Here is a 15947-nt window from a genome sequence, read left to right on the forward strand (position 1 = left end):
CCACGCGGAGCTTGGGAGCGATCATTGCGTACGGTCTGTCAGGCGCAGCAGTTGCCCGCGGCCAACTCCTTGAGGATCGGGCAATCGGGCCGGTGATCGCCTTGGCAGTGCTCCATCAGGTCCTGCAAGGTATCGCGTAGTTGCCCCAGCTCACGAATCTTGTGGTTCAGCTCGTCGATGTGCTGGCGCGCCAGGGCTTTTACGTCGGCGCTGGCCCGCTGCCGGTCCTCCCACAGGGTCAGCAACTTGCCGACTTCTTCCAGTGAAAACCCCAGGTCCCGCGAGCGCTTGATGAACGTCAGGGTGTGCAGGTCGTCGTGGCCGTACACCCGGTAGCCGCTGTCGGTGCGGTGGGCGGTTTTCAGCAGGCCAATGGCTTCGTAGTAGCGAATCATCTTCGCGCTTAGCCCGCTGGTGCGGGCGGCTTGGCCGATGTTCATGGGCGTTGATCCTCCAAGTCCTTGGGTTTCCAGGTTTTCAACAGCAGGGCGTTACTCACCACGCTGACGCTGGACAAGGCCATGGCGGCGCCAGCCAGTACCGGGTTGAGCAGGCCGAAGGCGGCCAGGGGAATGCCGATCAAGTTATACACAAAGGCCCAGAACAGATTCTGTCGAATTTTCGCGTAGGTCTTGCGGCTGATCTCCAGGGCGGCCGGCACCAGGCGCGGGTCGCCACGCATCAAGGTGATACCGGCGGCGTGCATGGCCACGTCGGTGCCGCCGCCCATGGCGATGCCGATATCGGCAGCGGCCAGGGCTGGTGCATCGTTGATACCGTCGCCGACCATGGCCACCACGCCGGTTTTTTTCAGCTCGGCCACGGCAGCGGCTTTATAGGCGGGTAGTACTTCGGCATGCACATCGTCGATGCCCAAGGCCTCGGCCACCACCCGTGCACTGCCGTGGTTATCGCCGGTGATCAGGTGGCTGCTGATGTGCTGCGCCTTGAGTTGTTGCACGGCTTGCAACGCGCCGGGCTTGAGCGTGTCGCCAAAGGCAAACAGCCCCAGCACGCGCGGCTGCGCACCTTGCTCGATCAGCCAGGACAAGGTGCGGCCTTCGGCTTCCCATTCCTTGGCACGCGGGCCCAAGTCGCCTGCGTCCAGGCCGGTTTCTTCCAGCAAGCGGCGATTGCCCAGCGCCAGTGGCCGACCGTCGAGCGTACCGGCAATGCCGCGCCCGGTGAGGGATTGGCTGGCGCTCACATCGGCCACGTCCAAGCCTTTTTCGCGGCAAGCATCCAGCACGGCCTTGGCCAGTGGGTGCTCACTGCCGCGCTGCAAGGCGCCGGCCTGTTGCAACAATAGGACTTCGTCACCATCCACGGCCGCCAAATGCGCAATGTTGGGCGCGCCTGAGGTGAGGGTGCCGGTTTTGTCGAACACCACGGCGCTCACGGCGTGGGCACGTTCCAGAGCTTCGGCATCCTTGATCAAAATGCCATGGCGCGCGGCGACGCCGGTGCCGGCCATGATCGCGGTCGGCGTGGCCAGGCCCAAGGCACAAGGGCAGGCGATCACCAATACGGCGACCGCATTGATGATGGCGGTTTCCAGGGAGGCGCCGTATAGCCACCAGCCCACGACGGTAATCAGCGCCAATACCAGCACGGCCGGCACGAACACCTGGCTGACTTTATCCACCAGTTTCTGAATCGGTGCCTTGGCGGCCTGGGCGTCTTCGACCAGGCGGATGATGCGCGCCAGCACGCTTTCTGCGCCCAGGGCCAGGGTGCGCACCAGCAAACGGCCTTCACCGTTGATGGCGCCACCGGTGACCGCGTCGCCGGGTTGTTTGGGCACCGGCAGGCTTTCGCCACTGATCAGCGCTTCATCGGCATGGCTCAGGCCTTCCACCACTTCACCGTCCACCGGGAAGCGTTCGCCGGGTTTGACCAGCACCAGGTCACCGTGCTTCAACGCACTGATGGCGACGTCTTCTTCGCGGCCGTCCTGCACGCGGATCGCCCGTTCCGGCCGCAAGGCTTCAAGGGCGCGGATGGCGCTGGCGGTCTGGCGCTTGGCGCGGCTTTCCAGGTATTTGCCCAGCAGCACCAGAGCGATCACCACCGCCGAGGCTTCGAAGTACAGGTGCGGCGTCACGCCTGGGGCGGCGGTGAGCCATTCATAGATACTCAGGCCGTAGCCGGCACTGGTGCCGATCGCCACCAGCAGGTCCATATTGCCGGCGCCGGCGCGCACGGCTTTCCACGCGGCGACATAAAAGCGCGCGCCCAGGATGAATTGCACCGGTGTGGCCAGGGCAAACTGTATCCAGGCGGGGAGCATCCAGTGCAGGCCAAAGGGTTCTACCAGCATCGGCAGCACCAAGGGCAACGCCAGCAGAATGCCCGCCACCAGCGACCAGCGCTCGCGGCGTAGGCGTCGGGCTTGATCGGCGTCGGTGGCGGTTTCGCTTTGGGGCAGGGTGGCGGTGTAGCCGGCTTTGTCGACAGCGGCGATCAGCACGCTGGGGTCCATCTGGCCCTGTACTTCGATGTGCGCGCGCTCATTGGCCAGGTTGACGCTGACACGTTGCACGCCCGGCACTTTGCCCAGCGCGCGTTCGACCCGCCCGGCACAGCTGGCACAGGTCATGCCGCCGATGGGCAGGTCAAAGGTGGTGGATCCATTCATGGGGCAGTCCTCCAGAAGAAGTTGCCACTAGGATCAACCTTAACCTGTGGGGAAGGTCAAGCCCCTTCAGTATTCCAATGCCGCGGCTTTGAGGTACATGCCGTCCGGGCCCTGGGCAATGCGTAATTTGCGTACGTCACCGGCTTTCAAGGTGATGTTCTGCGCGGGTGGCGCGAGCATGCCTGGCAGACAGCCGGGGGCCTGGCTCGGCAACACTTTCAGGCGCAACGACACATCGCCAGGGGGAAGGTTGAAGGCGGTGGCCTGTTCCTGGAACAGACGCCCGGCCAGTTGGTCCTGGATATACAGGCCGATCTCGCAGTGGGTCGGCACTTCCAGGCGTTCGCGGGAAATAATCAGCACCGCATAATCTTCAGCAGCGAGGGCCTGGGGCGCAGCGGCAGGCAAACTCATCAGGCCGGCAAGGGCAAAAAACGACCAGCGCATGGCGAATGCTCCGTGGTTCACAGCTAGGAAGGTTGAAGCTTGGCCGACGTCGCCGCCGAATACCAGCCCGGCAGAAATACTGAGAACTTGACCTTGCCATCATGGCAAGCTCGACACTGGGCTCAACCTCATCAAAGGAGTCATGTCATGCAAATATTCAGCGTTGAAGGAATGACCTGCGGCCACTGCGTTAAAGCGGTGACCCAGGCGGTACAGAGCAAGGATCCGGCGGCGAGTGTAAAGGTGGATTTGGCAGCGAAAGAAGTGGGTGTGGAAAGCCGCTTATCTGCAGATGACGTGATCGGCCTGATAACCGAAGAAGGCTACAGCGCCAAGCTGGCGTGATTTTTCTGATCGTTAGCCACCTAACGTAATGTTCATGGCACCCAAGCGCGGCTAGACTGTTGAGCTGCCGACTCACTTGGGTGTCTGATGAACCTTCGCATAATCCTGATTCTGGGCGCCTTGAGCGCCTTCGCGCCGTTGGCGATCGACTTTTACCTGCCGGGCTTTCCGGCAATGGCCACGGCCTTCGCCACTGATGAAAAACATATCCAGCTGACCCTGGCGGTGTATTTCGCGGGCCTGGCTATTGGCCAATTGATCTACGGGCCGCTGGCCGACCGCTTTGGCCGGCGTGTGCCGCTGCTCAGCGGCGTCACCCTGTTTACCCTCGCGTCCTTCGCCTGTGCGTATGCGCCGTCCCTGGAATGGTTGATTGGTGCACGCTTCGTGCAGGCCCTTGGCGGGTGTGCGGGCATGGTGATTTCCCGGGCGGTGGTCAGTGACAAATGCGATGCCGTGGGCTCGGCCAAGGTGTATTCGCAACTGATGCTGGTGACCGGCCTGGCCCCGATCCTGGCGCCATTGGCCGGTGGCCTGATGGTCGGCGTGTGGGGCTGGCAGTCGATTTTCCTGGCGTTGTCGTTGTTCAGCGTGATGGCGGCCATCGCCGTGGCGGTCGGGTTGCCGGAAACCTTCCCGGCCGATCAGCCGCGTCAGCCGTTGTCGGGCTCGTTGCGCCGCTACGGCTCGCTACTGTCAGACCGGGTGTACCTGGGCTATGCCTTGACCGGCGGCATCTCGATTGCCGGGATGTTTGCCTACATCGCCGGCTCCCCCTTCGTATTTATCAAGCTCTATGGCGTGCCGGCCGAGCATTACGGCTGGTTGTTCGGCTCCAACGCCGCGGGCTTTATCCTGGTGGCGCAACTGAACGCAAGATTGCTCGCCAAGCGCGGCCCCGCGTTTTTGCTGTCGCGCACCGTGTGGGTGTACGTGGCGGCGGCGTTGACGCTGTTGGGAATTGCCGCGTTGCGCACCGAGGCGCTATGGCCGTTGCTGGTGCCGCTGTTTATCTGCATCGCCAGCCTGGGCTGCATTTTGCCGAATACCTCGGCCTGCGCCATGAGCGGGCAGGGGGCTCGGGCCGGCAGCGCGTCGGCGTTGCTCGGTTGCATTCAGTTTGGTGTGGCGGCAGGCGCGGCGTCGTTGGTCGGTGTGTTGCACGACGGCACGGCGATGCCGATGGCCATGGTCATCTGCCTCTGCGGGGTGCTGGCGGTGACCATCGCCATGGCGACCCAGCGCCTGCAACGGGCAAGGGCCGTACAGGCGCAGGTCTGACGTTCGGTTCAGCCAGCGGAACGTTGCTGGTTGAGGGGGAAGCGGTGGGGAGCCTGGATCCGGGCCTGCAGCGTGTCGGCGAAGGCGCGGGCCTCGGCTTCACTGCGAAAGGTGATGGCCTCGCCGTCGAGACGAACTTGCCATTGGCTGCCGGGGGATTTTGCTAACGCTTTTATCAGGATTTTCATTGCTGACTTCCTCACGTAAAAGAATCGTGGCAAAGGCGGCCAATATAAACCTGAACGGGCTCATAAATATGACAAGGATCAACTCTCGGACTAATGGTGTCGTCCATTACCTACGTGGATAACGGACGACACTGACAGCCGTTTTTTCAGAACCCTTCCAGCACGATCTTGCCCTTGGCCTTGCCGCTTTCCAGCAGGGCGTGGGCGCGGCGCAGGTTCGCCGCATTGATCACGCCGAAGTGCTCGCCCACCGTGGTTTTCAGGGTGCCGGCGTCGATCAGTTCGGCCACGCGGTTGAGCAGGTTGTGCTGTTCGATCATGTCTGGGGTCTCGAACATCGAACGGGTGTACATGAACTCCCAGTGCAGCGACAGGCTCTTGCGCTTGAGCTTGCTCACATCCAGGGCCTTGGGATCGTCGATCAACGCCAGCTTGCCTTGGGGTTGCAGCGCTTCGACCAGTTGGTCCAAGTGATGCTCGGTCTGGGTCAGGCTGGCAACGTGGGTGACTTGCCCGTGCCCGGCCTGTTTCAACACTTCGCTCAGCGGCTGGCTGTGGTCGATCACCACATGCGCTCCCAGGGCCTTGGCCCATGCGTGAGTCTCGGGGCGAGAGGCAGTGCCGATGACCTTCAGCGCCGTGAGCTGGTTAGCCAGTTGAGTCAGGATCGACCCCACGCCACCGGCAGCGCCGACGATCAGCAGGCTCTGGCCTTGATCGTCTTTGCCTTCAGCGACCTGCAAGCGTTCGAACAACAGCTCCCACGCAGTGATAGCGGTCAGCGGCAATGCGGCCGCTTCGGCAAACCCCAGGCTTCGGGGCATATGGCCGACGATGCGTTCATCCACGGTGTGCAGTTCGCTGTTGCCGCCTGGGCGTACCAGGGAACCGGCGTAGTACACCTTGTCGCCGACTTTGAATAACGTCACGTCACTGCCGACCGCCTTGACCACACCCGCCACGTCCCAACCCAGCACCTTGGCGGCGCCATTTTCCGGGGCGACGTTCTGGCGCACCTTGGTGTCCACCGGGTTGACCGAGATGGCTTTGACTTCCACCAACAGGTCACGGGGGCCGGCAACGGGGGCTGGTAATTCGATGTCTTGCAGGGATTCTGGATCGTTGATCGGCAGTGAGGCGTAGTAGGCAATGGCTTTCATGATGACTCCAAGTGAATACGGTCAAGGTAGGAGCGAGCTTGCTCGCGAAGATCGTTAACGATGACGCGGTGTTTCTGGTTTCGCGCGCCGTCCTTGGGGTTTTCGCGAACAAGCTCGCTCCTAAAAAAAGGCGGGATCAGGCGAGAAATTTCAGGCGCTTGAGTTCGAAGTGTTCGATCACATCGGCGGCCTTGGCGCGAAAGCTCTGGATATGCGCGCTCTGGTCGTGGTCGGCCAGCGCAGCGTCGTCGCTCCAGCGCTCGAGCATGTAGAAGGTCTCGGGGTGTTGCAGGTCCTGGTGCAGGTCGTACTGCTCGCAACCGGCTTCCAGGCGGGTCGGTTCCAGCAGGCCGCGCAGCAGGGTTTCCAGGGTGGCGTGCTGGCCGGGTTTGGCGATCAGCGTGGCGATGACATTAAAAGCGGTGGACATAGTCGACTCCTGGCACGGGCTAACGGGATGGGCAGATGATTGGCTATTTCCCACGCCGATAAAAGCGGCTAAAACAGCAGGCTGTTTCAACCAAATATTGATAATGAGCGGGTATGCATGCTGCGTTTTGATGATTTGCAGTTGTTTGTGCGGGCAGCGGACTTAGGCAGCCTGTCGGCCGCGGCGCGGGTCATGGACCTGTCACCGGCGGTGGCCAGTGCTGCACTCAAGCGTATCGAACAGCAACTGGGCACGCGCTTGCTGGTGCGCTCTACCCGCAGCCTTCGGCTGACGGCCGAAGGTGAGGGCTTTCTGGAGTACGCACGGGCGTCACTGAGTGCGCTGGATGAAGGGCGGCGCCTATTGGCCAGTGGCCAGGATCACGTCAGTGGTGTGCTGCAATTGTCGGCACCCTCGGATTTTGGCCGCAACCAACTGTTGCCGTGGCTGGATGCGTTCCAGCAGGAGCATCCGCAACTGAACGTGCGCCTGTTGCTCGGTGATCGCATTGCTGACTTGTTCCGTCAGCCCGTGGACATTGCCCTGCGTTACGGCGAACCCGAAGACTCCAGCCTGATTGCGCTGCCCATTGCTGCGGACAATATTCGCGTACTCTGCGCCGCCCCCAGTTACCTCGTCCGGCATGGCGAGCCGCGGCATCTGGAACAATTGGCCCAGCACAATTGCCTGCTGTACATGCTCGGCAGCCGCGTCCACGACCACTGGGGTTTTTACGATGGCAAGCGCCACGTAAGCCTGACGGTCAGCGGCGATCGCTTCAGCGATGACGCTGATGTGGTGCGCCGCTGGGCGGTGGCGGGCATGGGCATCGCCTACAAGTCTTGGCTGGATGTGAGCACCGATGTGCTGGCCGGGCGCTTGCGTTTGATCCTGCCGGAACTGCAGGGCGAGCGCACCCCGCTCAACCTGCTGTGCGCCCACCGTGCGCAATTGAGTAAACCCATCAATCTGCTGCGGGACATGCTCGTGTCCCGCTGTGCGACATTGACGGCGCAGCGACCGGGACGCATGGTTTCCCGTCAATAGCCTGCGCCACGCTCGGAAGTTTCACTCGTATCCTGTCCTGATCTGCACTGTCAGACGCCGCGGAACCTACTGCCCGCGCACCTATACTTGGGCGTCAACCGCAGCAGAAAAAATGGTTTAACAGGGAGTGAATACATGGGAGCAGCACCTTGCATCAGCCAGATCGCCAGCTTGCTCGCCGAGCCTAAACGCACGGCCATGCTCTGGGCCTTGATGGACGGTTCGGCGAAATCTTCAGACGAGCTGGCAGCGCTGGCCGGTTTGTCGCCGGCGTCAGCCAATGCACACTTGGCGCGGCTGACCGGCAGCGGCCTGTTGCGGATCGAGGCACGGCGAGGCCAGCGCCTGTTTAGGCTAGCGGCCGCTGATGTCAGCACCGCCATTGATGCATTGGCCAGCACCACCATGGCCAGCGCGGCCCGCAGCACCCCGGATGTTTTGCCACCGGCGCTGCGAGCGCCGCCGTTGCTGCGCCGCGCCCGCTGGTGCCACGGCCACCTCGGCGGTGAACTGGCGGCGCAGCTGTATCAACGGATGCTTGAGGCCGGATGGATCGAGCGCCATGAGCAGCGTACCGAGGTGACGCCCAAGGGCGTGCAAGCGTTGGCGGAACTGGGCATTTTTACCCAGGCATTGGCATCGCCGCTGGCCTGCGACTGTTTCGACTGGAGCCAGCAACAACCCCATCTGGGCGGTGCGTTGGGGGCGGGCTTGATGCAGCTGTTTTTGCAGGCGAACTGGATCAGCGTGATCAACGAGTCACGGGCCCTGTCGGTCAATGACGGGGGGCTTGAGCACATAGGTCGCGTTGCCAAGCTGTAGGAGCGAGCTTGCTCGTGAAAAACTTGAGGGCGCCGCGTTTTATCCAGATGCCCCGCGTTATCGTTAACGTTCTTCGCGAGCAAGCTCGCTCCTACAGGTGCTGGCGTCGCTCTCAGCTGTCGTCAGGTCGCATTCAGCAATAGCCGGCGTAAACGATGCCGCACACTCGCCAAGGGGATTTTTTCATACGAGGGGTGCGGCATGGGTAGGCAGGGTTATAGCGCGGCGGAGCGCTTGGAACGGTTGCCCATCAGCGGTTACCACCGAGTCATTTTCATCATCATCGCCCTGGCGTTTTTCTTCGACTCCATGGACCTGGCGATGATGACCTTCCTGCTGGGCTCGATCAAAGCCGAGTTTGGCCTGAGCACGGCCCAGGCCGGGTTGCTGGCCAGTTCGAGTTTTTTCGGCATGGTGGTGGGCGCTTCGCTGTCCGGGATGCTTGCTGATCGCTTCGGGCGCAAGCCGGTGTTCCAGTGGAGCATCGTACTCTGGGGCCTGGCGAGCTACCTGTGTTCCATGGCGCAGACGGTGGAGACGCTGACGTTGTTCCGGATCCTGCTGGGCATTGGCATGGGCATGGAGTTTCCCATTGCCCAGTCGATGCTGTCGGAGCTGATCCCCGCCAAGCGACGCGGCCGTTACATCGCCTTGATGGATGGCTTCTGGCCGTTGGGTTTTGTGGCCGCGGGCGTGTTGTCTTACTTCTTGTTGCCGGTGATTGGCTGGCGCGACATCTTTCTGGTGTTGGCGATACCGTCGGTGTTTGTGCTGGCCATCCGTTTCTTTATTCCGGAGTCGCCGCGTTGGCTGGAACAGGCTGGGCGCCATGAGGCGGCGGACAAGGTCTTGCTTGGCATCGAGCAGAAGGTGCGCGATTCCCTGGGCCGCGCCGACTTGCCGGAGCCGATTGCCCTGCCACGGATCGAGAGTGCGCCGGGGACGTTTTTCTCCGCGTTCCAGCAGCTGTGGTCCGCGCAGTACCGCCAACGCACGATGATGATCTGGAGTGTGTGGTTCTTCGCCCTGCTTGGGTTCTACGGGCTGACGTCGTGGTTGAGTGCGTTGTTACAGCAATCGGGTTTTGCTGTGACTCAGTCGGTGTATTACACGGTGATCATTTCCCTGGGCGGAATCCCAGGCTTTTTGATGGCCGCGTGGTTGGTCGAGCGCTGGGGGCGCAAGCCCGTGTGCGTGGTGACCTTGCTGGGCGGCGGGGTGATGGCGTTTGTGTATGGGCAGAGCGCAGTGTTTGGCGGCAACGTAAGCCTGCTGATCACCTCGGGGTTGTTGATGCAGTTCTTCCTGTTTGGCATGTGGGCGGTGCTGTACACCTACACGCCGGAGTTGTATCCCACCTCGGCACGTGCGACCGGCTCGGGGTTTGCGTCGGCGATTGGGCGCGTGGGCTCGTTGCTGGGGCCGTTGGTAACCGGACTGGTATTCCCGATAACCGGGCAGGGCGGGGTATTTGCCTTGGGTGCGCTGTGCTTTGCGGTGGCGGCGCTGGTGGTGTGGCTGTTTGGGATGGAGACCAAGGGCAAGACCCTGGAAGAACTCACACAGGCTTGAAGCTGATGGGGTCAATGTGGGAGCCGGGCTTGCCCGCGATAGCGGTAGGTCAGGTAATAAGAGGCTGGCTGATGCACCGCTATCGCAGGCAAGCCAGCTCCCACAGGTTGAGTCCAGGTCTATTCAGTTATGGCTTCACGAGCCGCGCATCCAGGCTGTTCTGCGCCAGGCGTTTGGCCTGGTCCTGAGTCATGCCCAGGCTGGTGTGCAGCGCATGGAAGTTCTCAGTGACGTAACCGCCGAAGTACGCCGGGTCATCCGAGTTCACGGTGACCTTTACGCCACGTTCGAGCATGTCGAGGATGTTGTGCTGGGCCATGTCGTCGAACACGCAGAGCTTGGTGTTGGACAGCGGGCACACGGTCAACGGGATCTGCTCGTCGATGATGCGCTGCATCAAGCGCTCGTCTTCGATGGCGCGCACGCCATGGTCGATGCGTTGGATTTTCAACAGGTCGAGGGCTTCCCAGATGTACTCGGGCGGGCCTTCTTCACCGGCGTGGGCCACGGTCAGGAAGCCTTCGTGACGGGCACGGTCGAACACGCGCTGGAACTTGCTCGGTGGGTGGCCCATTTCCGAGCTGTCCAGGCCCACGGCCACGAACGCGTCACGGAATGGCAGCGCCTGGTCGAGGGTTTTCTGCGCTTCGTCTTCGCTCAGGTGGCGCAGGAAGCTGAGGATCAAACCGCTGGTGATGCCCAGTTGCTGCTCGCCGTCTTTGAGTGCGGCGGCGATGCCGTTGAGCACCACTTCGAACGGCACGCCACGGTCGGTGTGGGTTTGCGGGTCGAAGAACGGTTCAGTGTGAATCACGTTCTGGGCCTTGCAGCGCAGCAGGTAGGCCCAGGTCAGGTCGTAGAAATCCTGGGACGTGCGCAGCACATCGGCGCCCTTGTAATACAGGTCGAGAAACTCTTGCAGGTTGTTGAAGGCGTAGGCCTTGCGCAGGGTTTCGACGTCGTTCCATGGCAGCGCAATCTTGTTGCGCTCGGCCAGGGCGAACAGCAGCTCAGGCTCCAGCGAGCCTTCCAGGTGCAGGTGCAATTCAGCCTTGGGCAGGGCGTTGAGCCAATCGTACATTTTTAAATTCTCATCAGGTGCAATGGCGGCATTCTACAGGCCATGGCTGAAATAATCGGCAAAACCTGACCAGCAGGAGAGTATTTCTGTCACTCACGCAAGGGCGGCCTGAACTAAGGTGTAACGAAACGTTAGTGGCTCGGCGCAGTCTGTACCCCATCAATGACTGATTCGCTGTATGAAAAGGCCCGGAATGCTCACATCCCTCAAGCAAGAAAAATTCATGCTGCTGGCGCTGATTGCCGCCATCGCCGCCTACCCGCTGGAACACTGGATGCTCCACAGCGGCCAACTGGTCGCGCTGCTGGCCGGCTTCGCGCTGATCGCGTTTATCGTGATGGCATCGATGCGCGTGGCTCATCACGCCGAGCAGTTGGCGGAAAAAGTCGGTGACCCCTACGGCACCATGATCCTGACCCTCGCCGCGGTATTGGTGGAGGTGGTGATCCTGGCGATCATGATGAGCAACGAGCCATCGCCGACGCTGGTGCGCGACACCATTTACTCAGCGGTGATGCTCGATATCAACGGCATCCTCGGCCTGGCCGCGCTGATGGGCGGCATCAAGCATGGCGAACAGTCCTACAACGATGACTCGGCGCGCACCTACAGTGTGATGATTCTTACTGCCATGGGTGTGTCGATGGTGGTGCCGGAATTTATCCCCGAAGCGGACTGGAAAATTTACTCGGCCTTCACCATTGGCGCGATGGTGGTGCTTTACACCTTGTTCCTGCGCATGCAGGTGGGGCCGCACAGTTATTTCTTCAGCTACAGCTATCCGGAAAAACGCCGTAAGAAACAGCCGGAAGACGAGCACGCGCCGTCTGTCAGCCTGACGTTTTCCATTGCGACCCTGGTGTTTGGGGTGATCGTGATTGGGGCGCTGGCCGAGGTGATGTCAAAGACCCTCGACCTGGGCCTGGAAGGGACCGGCGCACCGCCGGTGATTACCGCGATTGTGGTGGCGGCTATCTCGGCCGCGCCGGAGATCCTCACGGCACTGCGCGCCGCGTTGGCCAACCGCATGCAATCGGTGGTCAACATCGCGCTGGGGGCTTCGTTGTCTACGGTGATCCTGACGGTGCCGGTGATGGAAGCCATGGCGCTCTACACCGGGCAGCCGTTCCAGATGGCGATGACGCCGGTGCAAACGGTGATGGTGTTTATCACCCTGATCGTCAGCGCGATCAACCTCAACGATGGTGAAACCAATGCGATAGAAGGGATGACGCATTTTGTGTTGTTTGCGACCTTTATCATGCTGTCGCTGTTGGGGCTGTAACCCGACTTGAACGGCGCCGCAGACCCAATGTGGGAGCGGGCTTGCTCGCGAATGCGGTGGTTCAGTCACAGATGTACTGACTGACACAGCGCATTCGCGAGCAAGCCCGCTCCCACATTTTGATTGGTGCCTGGCTTAGGTGCCTGCGATCAACTGGCGCGCTGCCTGGCTGTGATCCGCGATCAAGCCTTTCAGATCCAGCCCTTCGACTTGGCCGTCGATCACCCGCCATTGACCTGCGATCATCACCCGGTCTGCCCGGTCCGCACCGCACAACAGCAGCGCGGAAATGGGGTCATGGCTGCCGGAGAAGCGCAGCTCATCGAGCTTGAACAGTGCCAGATCCGCCTGCTTGCCGACGGCCAACTCGCCAATATCCGTACGCCCCAGCAACTGCGCCGAGCCCTTGGTGGCCCAGCCGAGCACACCTTCGGGGGTGATCTTTTCCGCGCCGTAGCGCAGGCGCTGGATGTACAGGGCCTGGCGGGCTTCAAGGATCATGTTCGAAGCGTCGTTGGAGGCGGAACCATCAACGCCCAAGCCGATGGGGGCGCCGGCGGCGAGCAGGTCCAGGGTCGGGCAAATGCCGGAGGCCAGGCGCATATTCGAGCTTGGGCAATGGCAGATGCCGGTGCCGGCTGCGCCCAGGCGCTCGATTTCGTCCGGGTTGAAGTGAATGCCGTGGGCCAGCCAGGTGCGCGGGCCAAGCCAGCCGACGCTGTCGAGGTAATCCACGGTACGCAGCCCGAAGCGTTGCAGGCAGAAATCTTCCTCATCAAGGGTTTCCGCCAAATGGGTGTGCAGGCGCACGTCCAACTGGTTGGCCAGCTCGGCGCTGGCTTGCATGATTTCGGGGGTGACGGAAAACGGCGAGCACGGCGCCAGGGCGATCTGGATCTGCGCACCGTCACCGCGCTGGTGATATTCGCGGATCAGGCGCTGGCTGTCTTCGAGAATCACTTGGCCTTGCTGCACCGTTTGCTGCGGCGGCAGGCCGCCATCGGCTTCGCCCAGGCTCATGGAACCGCGGGTGAGCATGGCGCGCATCCCCAGTTCACGCACGCTGTCTACCTGCACATCAATGGCGTTTTCCAAACCATCGGGGAACAGGTAGTGGTGGTCGGCCGCCGTGGTGCAGCCCGAGAGCAGCAATTCGGCCAGGGCGACTTTGCTGGCCAGGGCGAGTTTTTCCGGGGTGAGTCGCGCCCATACCGGGTACAGGGTTTTCAGCCAGGGAAACAGCGGCTGGTTGACCACCGGGCCCCAGGCACGGGTCAGGGTTTGATAGAAGTGGTGGTGGGTGTTGATCAGCCCAGGCAGCACCACATGCTCGCGGGCATCGAACACCTGCGCGCAAGGCTGCGCAGGCGCTTGCCCTTGGGCCAGCACTTCGGTGATGACACCGTCTTGCAGCACCAGGCCGCCACGGGCATCGAGGCCATTGGCGGTGAAAATCGCGAGGGGGTTTTTTAACCAGATACGGGTCGCAGGCATTGGCCGGCTCCTCTGAATGATGGGTTCAGGTTTGCCAGCTCAGTGTTGCCCTGTCTGCTGATCCAGGGTCGCCGGGGAGGGCGAGGAGGGCAGTTTACGCGTGGATCGTTATCGACGGCAATTGGTCGATAACGACCCTTTGCCACTTACCAGGCGATGGTGTCGCCTTTGTAGTCGACGAAGTGATGGCCGCCTTTGCCGGTGTAGGCATTTACCTGGTCCACCAGGCCGCGCACGCTGGTCTCGACGTCGATGTGGGCGTTTTCGCCGCCCATGTCGGTCTTCACCCAGCCTGGATGCAGCGACAGCACCGTCGGTTTGGGCTCGCCCAGTTGCGTGATAAAGCTGTTGGTCATCGAATTGAGGGCGGCCTTGCTGGCTTTGTACAGCGCCAGGTCCGAGCCGTCGGGAATGGTCACGCTGCCCAGTACTGAACTCATGAAGGCCAGCACGCCGGTGTCTTTGCGGATCTGCCCGACAAAACGCTGGGCCAGGTTGATCGGCGCCACGGCGTTGGTAAAGAACAACTGGCCGACTTCCGCCAGGGTCGCGTGGCCGGGCTCCTGATTGGCCGGGCCTTTGACGCCGGCGTTGACGAACAGCAGGTCAAAGGTGCGATCTTTCAGGCGTTGGGCCAGGGCGATCACGGCTTGCTGATCGTCCATGTCCAACTTCTCGATCTGCACCGGCCCCACGGCTTTCAACGCATCGGCCTTGTTCGGATCGCGCACGGTGGCGGTCACGTCCCAGCCGTCCTGGAGCAGTTGCTTGACCAGGCCAAGGCCCAGCCCGCGCGAGGCGCCGATGATCAGTGCGGTTTTTGGCGTAGACATGAAAGGCTTCCTTTGAAATCGCGGTTCAGGGAGTTCAGCGCATAACAGTAGCAGTTTCAGCGTTCGAGCAGGATGCGCCCACGGCTCAGGTCGGCGAGCTGGGTTTGCAGGGTGTCAATGTGCGCCTCCCCCAGGGCGAGTTGCAGTTCTACGCCGTTGGCGGTAAAGGTTTCTTCCACCACAAGCCCGCCGAGTTCAGCGACACGCAGCTTCACCAGGTTCAGTTCGGAGAAGCCACAGGCGCAACGCAGGGGGACGCGGCTGATCAGCTCGATGCGCTCGGCATTTTGCAGGCATTTATTGGCCCCGCCGCCATAGGCGCGGGCCAATCCACCCGTGCCCAGTTGAATGCCGCCGTACCAGCGGATCACCAAGACGGCCACCTGATCAAAGCCCTGGGCCTCGATGGCTGCAAGAATCGGGCGCCCGGCGGTGCCTCCGGGTTCGCCGTCATCGCTGCTGCGGTATTGATCGCCCAGCTTCCAGGCCCAGCAGTTGTGCGTGGCGTTGAGGTCGCTGTGTTGCTCGAAAAACGCCTGGGCGTCCTGCGGGCTGGTAATCGGCGCCGCCAAGGTGATAAAGCGACTTTTGCGTATTTCTTCACGAAACTCGCAAAAGCCGGTGAGCGTAAAAGACATAAATCGCTTCGTTTATAGGGCTGGCTTGATGCCGCAGCCTTTGAGAATGATATGGATCAGGTTGGTGCCAGCATCTTCCATGTCCTGCTTGGTCAGCTTGGTGCGACCGGTAACACGGCAGATCTGGGTGGCGAAGTCAGCGTAGTGCTGGGTGCTGCCCCACAGCAGGAAGATCAGGTGCACAGGGTCGACGGGGTCCATTTTGCCGGCGTCGATCCACGCCTGGAACACTGCGGCACGGCCACTGAACCAGGCCCGATAGTCCTGGCCGAAATATTCAGTGAGGCATTCGCCACCGCTGATGATCTCCATGGCGAAGATCCGCGAAGCCTGGGGTTGGCGGCGCGAGAATTCCATCTTGGTGCGGATGTAGCGAGCGAGCGCCACGGCCGGGTCGTCCTCGGCGGTCAGCGCGTTGAAGGTGCTGTCCCACAGTTCGAGGATATTGCTCAGTACCGCGACGTACAGGCCCAGCTTGTTGGTGAAGTAGTAGTGCAAGTTGGCCTTGGGCAGCCCGGCACTGGCAGCGATGGTGTTCATGCTGGTGCCTTTGTAGCCATGGCGCGCGAATTCATCTTCAGCAGCCTGGAGAATCGCTTGTTCATTCTTTTGCCGAATGCGGCTGGCGGGTTTACCGCCGTGGTTGCTGTGGGCAGGAACTTCGAGGCTCATGGAGGTTTCCGTGC

At 61.7% G+C, this 15947-nt stretch carries 17 protein-coding genes; 6 read left to right on the top strand and 11 right to left on the bottom strand.

All coding sequences use genetic code 11. The annotated features are described in order from the left end of the window. Nucleotides 1-38 precede the first annotated feature (38 nt). From cueR to RHM69_RS24430, 3 genes are all read right to left on the bottom strand, one after another. Entirely contained in the window at nucleotides 39-440 is a 402-nt protein-coding gene (gene cueR / locus RHM69_RS24420) for a Cu(I)-responsive transcriptional regulator (RefSeq protein WP_014716762.1), read from the bottom strand. Further along, a complete protein-coding gene (locus RHM69_RS24425; protein ID WP_200599556.1) occupies nucleotides 437-2638 on the bottom strand; it encodes a heavy metal translocating P-type ATPase in 2202 nt (733 codons plus the stop codon). Before RHM69_RS24425 ends, cueR begins: the two co-directional genes overlap by 4 nt. Before the next feature lie 66 nt (nucleotides 2639-2704). Next, nucleotides 2705-3085, bottom strand: coding sequence for a hypothetical protein (locus RHM69_RS24430; protein ID WP_020301945.1), 381 nt, complete (start codon nucleotides 3083-3085; stop codon nucleotides 2705-2707). A 147-nt stretch (nucleotides 3086-3232) separates the two neighbouring features. Here RHM69_RS24430 and RHM69_RS24435 point away from each other — a divergent pair, with 147 nt between their 5' ends. Further along, nucleotides 3233-3430: a heavy-metal-associated domain-containing protein gene (locus RHM69_RS24435; RefSeq protein ID WP_014716765.1), complete on the top strand. Its 198-nt coding sequence runs from the start codon at nucleotides 3233-3235 to the stop codon at nucleotides 3428-3430. Between the two features lie 87 nt (nucleotides 3431-3517). After that, on the top strand, nucleotides 3518-4711 hold the full coding sequence (locus tag RHM69_RS24440) for a multidrug effflux MFS transporter (RefSeq protein ID WP_020301944.1): 1194 nt from the start codon (nucleotides 3518-3520) through the stop codon (nucleotides 4709-4711). A gap of 8 nt (nucleotides 4712-4719) precedes the next feature. Here the strand turns inward: RHM69_RS24440 and RHM69_RS24445 are convergent, their stop codons facing one another. The 3 genes from RHM69_RS24445 to RHM69_RS24455 form a co-directional block, all read right to left on the bottom strand. Next, entirely contained in the window at nucleotides 4720-4899 is a 180-nt protein-coding gene (locus RHM69_RS24445) for a hypothetical protein (protein WP_014716767.1), read from the bottom strand. A gap of 146 nt (nucleotides 4900-5045) precedes the next feature. Next, nucleotides 5046-6059: a zinc-binding alcohol dehydrogenase family protein gene (locus RHM69_RS24450; protein ID WP_130175375.1), complete on the bottom strand. Its 1014-nt coding sequence runs from the start codon at nucleotides 6057-6059 to the stop codon at nucleotides 5046-5048. A 136-nt stretch (nucleotides 6060-6195) separates the two neighbouring features. Beyond that, complete coding sequence (locus RHM69_RS24455; protein ID WP_003188253.1) at nucleotides 6196-6489, bottom strand: putative quinol monooxygenase; 294 nt, start codon at nucleotides 6487-6489, stop codon at nucleotides 6196-6198. A gap of 117 nt (nucleotides 6490-6606) precedes the next feature. Between RHM69_RS24455 and RHM69_RS24460 the strand changes: the two genes are divergently transcribed. From RHM69_RS24460 to RHM69_RS24470, 3 genes are all read left to right on the top strand, one after another. Further along, complete coding sequence (locus RHM69_RS24460; protein ID WP_200599558.1) at nucleotides 6607-7536, top strand: LysR family transcriptional regulator; 930 nt, start codon at nucleotides 6607-6609, stop codon at nucleotides 7534-7536. 135 nt (nucleotides 7537-7671) lie between these two features. After that, nucleotides 7672-8358, top strand: coding sequence for an ArsR/SmtB family transcription factor (locus tag RHM69_RS24465; protein WP_019817875.1), 687 nt, complete (start codon nucleotides 7672-7674; stop codon nucleotides 8356-8358). Nucleotides 8359-8559: 201 nt separating this feature from the next. After that, nucleotides 8560-9930 carry an MFS transporter gene (locus RHM69_RS24470; RefSeq protein WP_198833881.1) on the top strand — a complete coding sequence of 457 codons (1371 nt, stop codon included), beginning with the start codon at nucleotides 8560-8562 and terminating at the stop codon, nucleotides 9928-9930. A 127-nt stretch (nucleotides 9931-10057) separates the two neighbouring features. Here RHM69_RS24470 and RHM69_RS24475 read toward each other — a convergent pair whose 3' ends face one another. Continuing rightward, on the bottom strand, nucleotides 10058-11011 hold the full coding sequence (locus tag RHM69_RS24475) for an adenosine deaminase (RefSeq protein ID WP_038448751.1): 954 nt from the start codon (nucleotides 11009-11011) through the stop codon (nucleotides 10058-10060). Nucleotides 11012-11204: 193 nt separating this feature from the next. Between RHM69_RS24475 and RHM69_RS24480 the strand changes: the two genes are divergently transcribed. After that, entirely contained in the window at nucleotides 11205-12296 is a 1092-nt protein-coding gene (locus tag RHM69_RS24480) for a calcium:proton antiporter (RefSeq protein ID WP_003188263.1), read from the top strand. Nucleotides 12297-12431: 135 nt separating this feature from the next. On the opposite strand, the gene RHM69_RS24485 is transcribed toward RHM69_RS24480, so the two are convergent. The 4 genes from RHM69_RS24485 to RHM69_RS24500 form a co-directional block, all read right to left on the bottom strand. Further along, complete coding sequence (locus tag RHM69_RS24485) at nucleotides 12432-13790, bottom strand: 8-oxoguanine deaminase (RefSeq protein WP_020301940.1); 1359 nt, start codon at nucleotides 13788-13790, stop codon at nucleotides 12432-12434. A 146-nt stretch (nucleotides 13791-13936) separates the two neighbouring features. Beyond that, complete coding sequence (locus RHM69_RS24490) at nucleotides 13937-14623, bottom strand: SDR family oxidoreductase (protein ID WP_003188266.1); 687 nt, start codon at nucleotides 14621-14623, stop codon at nucleotides 13937-13939. A gap of 56 nt (nucleotides 14624-14679) precedes the next feature. Next, the gene (locus RHM69_RS24495) at nucleotides 14680-15261 is read right to left on the bottom strand and encodes an IMPACT family protein (protein ID WP_014716775.1); all 582 of its coding nucleotides are present in this window, start codon (nucleotides 15259-15261) and stop codon (nucleotides 14680-14682) included. Nucleotides 15262-15273: 12 nt separating this feature from the next. Then, nucleotides 15274-15933 (bottom strand): TetR/AcrR family transcriptional regulator, encoded by a 660-nt coding sequence (locus tag RHM69_RS24500; protein ID WP_060767985.1) that lies wholly within the window; start codon nucleotides 15931-15933, stop codon nucleotides 15274-15276. Nucleotides 15934-15947 lie beyond the last annotated feature (14 nt).

Source organism: Pseudomonas sp. CCI1.1 (assembly GCF_034348165.1).
Classification (GTDB): Bacteria; Pseudomonadota; Gammaproteobacteria; order Pseudomonadales; family Pseudomonadaceae; genus Aquipseudomonas; species Aquipseudomonas paracarnis.

What these genes read in the sequence shown, in the direction of transcription:
- cueR (WP_014716762.1), bottom strand. Translation starts at nt 440, where the DNA reads ATGAACATCGGCCAAGCCGCCCGCACCAGCGGGCTAAGCGCGAAGATG.
- RHM69_RS24425 (WP_200599556.1), bottom strand. Translation starts at nt 2,638, where the DNA reads ATGAATGGATCCACCACCTTTGACCTGCCCATCGGCGGCATGACCTGT.
- RHM69_RS24430 (WP_020301945.1), bottom strand. Translation starts at nt 3,085, where the DNA reads ATGCGCTGGTCGTTTTTTGCCCTTGCCGGCCTGATGAGTTTGCCTGCC.
- RHM69_RS24435 (WP_014716765.1), top strand. Translation starts at nt 3,233, where the DNA reads ATGCAAATATTCAGCGTTGAAGGAATGACCTGCGGCCACTGCGTTAAA.
- RHM69_RS24440 (WP_020301944.1), top strand. Translation starts at nt 3,518, where the DNA reads ATGAACCTTCGCATAATCCTGATTCTGGGCGCCTTGAGCGCCTTCGCG.
- RHM69_RS24445 (WP_014716767.1), bottom strand. Translation starts at nt 4,899, where the DNA reads ATGAAAATCCTGATAAAAGCGTTAGCAAAATCCCCCGGCAGCCAATGG.
- RHM69_RS24450 (WP_130175375.1), bottom strand. Translation starts at nt 6,059, where the DNA reads ATGAAAGCCATTGCCTACTACGCCTCACTGCCGATCAACGATCCAGAA.
- RHM69_RS24455 (WP_003188253.1), bottom strand. Translation starts at nt 6,489, where the DNA reads ATGTCCACCGCTTTTAATGTCATCGCCACGCTGATCGCCAAACCCGGC.
- RHM69_RS24460 (WP_200599558.1), top strand. Translation starts at nt 6,607, where the DNA reads ATGCTGCGTTTTGATGATTTGCAGTTGTTTGTGCGGGCAGCGGACTTA.
- RHM69_RS24465 (WP_019817875.1), top strand. Translation starts at nt 7,672, where the DNA reads ATGGGAGCAGCACCTTGCATCAGCCAGATCGCCAGCTTGCTCGCCGAG.
- RHM69_RS24470 (WP_198833881.1), top strand. Translation starts at nt 8,560, where the DNA reads ATGGGTAGGCAGGGTTATAGCGCGGCGGAGCGCTTGGAACGGTTGCCC.
- RHM69_RS24475 (WP_038448751.1), bottom strand. Translation starts at nt 11,011, where the DNA reads ATGTACGATTGGCTCAACGCCCTGCCCAAGGCTGAATTGCACCTGCAC.
- RHM69_RS24480 (WP_003188263.1), top strand. Translation starts at nt 11,205, where the DNA reads ATGCTCACATCCCTCAAGCAAGAAAAATTCATGCTGCTGGCGCTGATT.
- RHM69_RS24485 (WP_020301940.1), bottom strand. Translation starts at nt 13,790, where the DNA reads ATGCCTGCGACCCGTATCTGGTTAAAAAACCCCCTCGCGATTTTCACC.
- RHM69_RS24490 (WP_003188266.1), bottom strand. Translation starts at nt 14,623, where the DNA reads ATGTCTACGCCAAAAACCGCACTGATCATCGGCGCCTCGCGCGGGCTG.
- RHM69_RS24495 (WP_014716775.1), bottom strand. Translation starts at nt 15,261, where the DNA reads ATGTCTTTTACGCTCACCGGCTTTTGCGAGTTTCGTGAAGAAATACGC.
- RHM69_RS24500 (WP_060767985.1), bottom strand. Translation starts at nt 15,933, where the DNA reads ATGAGCCTCGAAGTTCCTGCCCACAGCAACCACGGCGGTAAACCCGCC.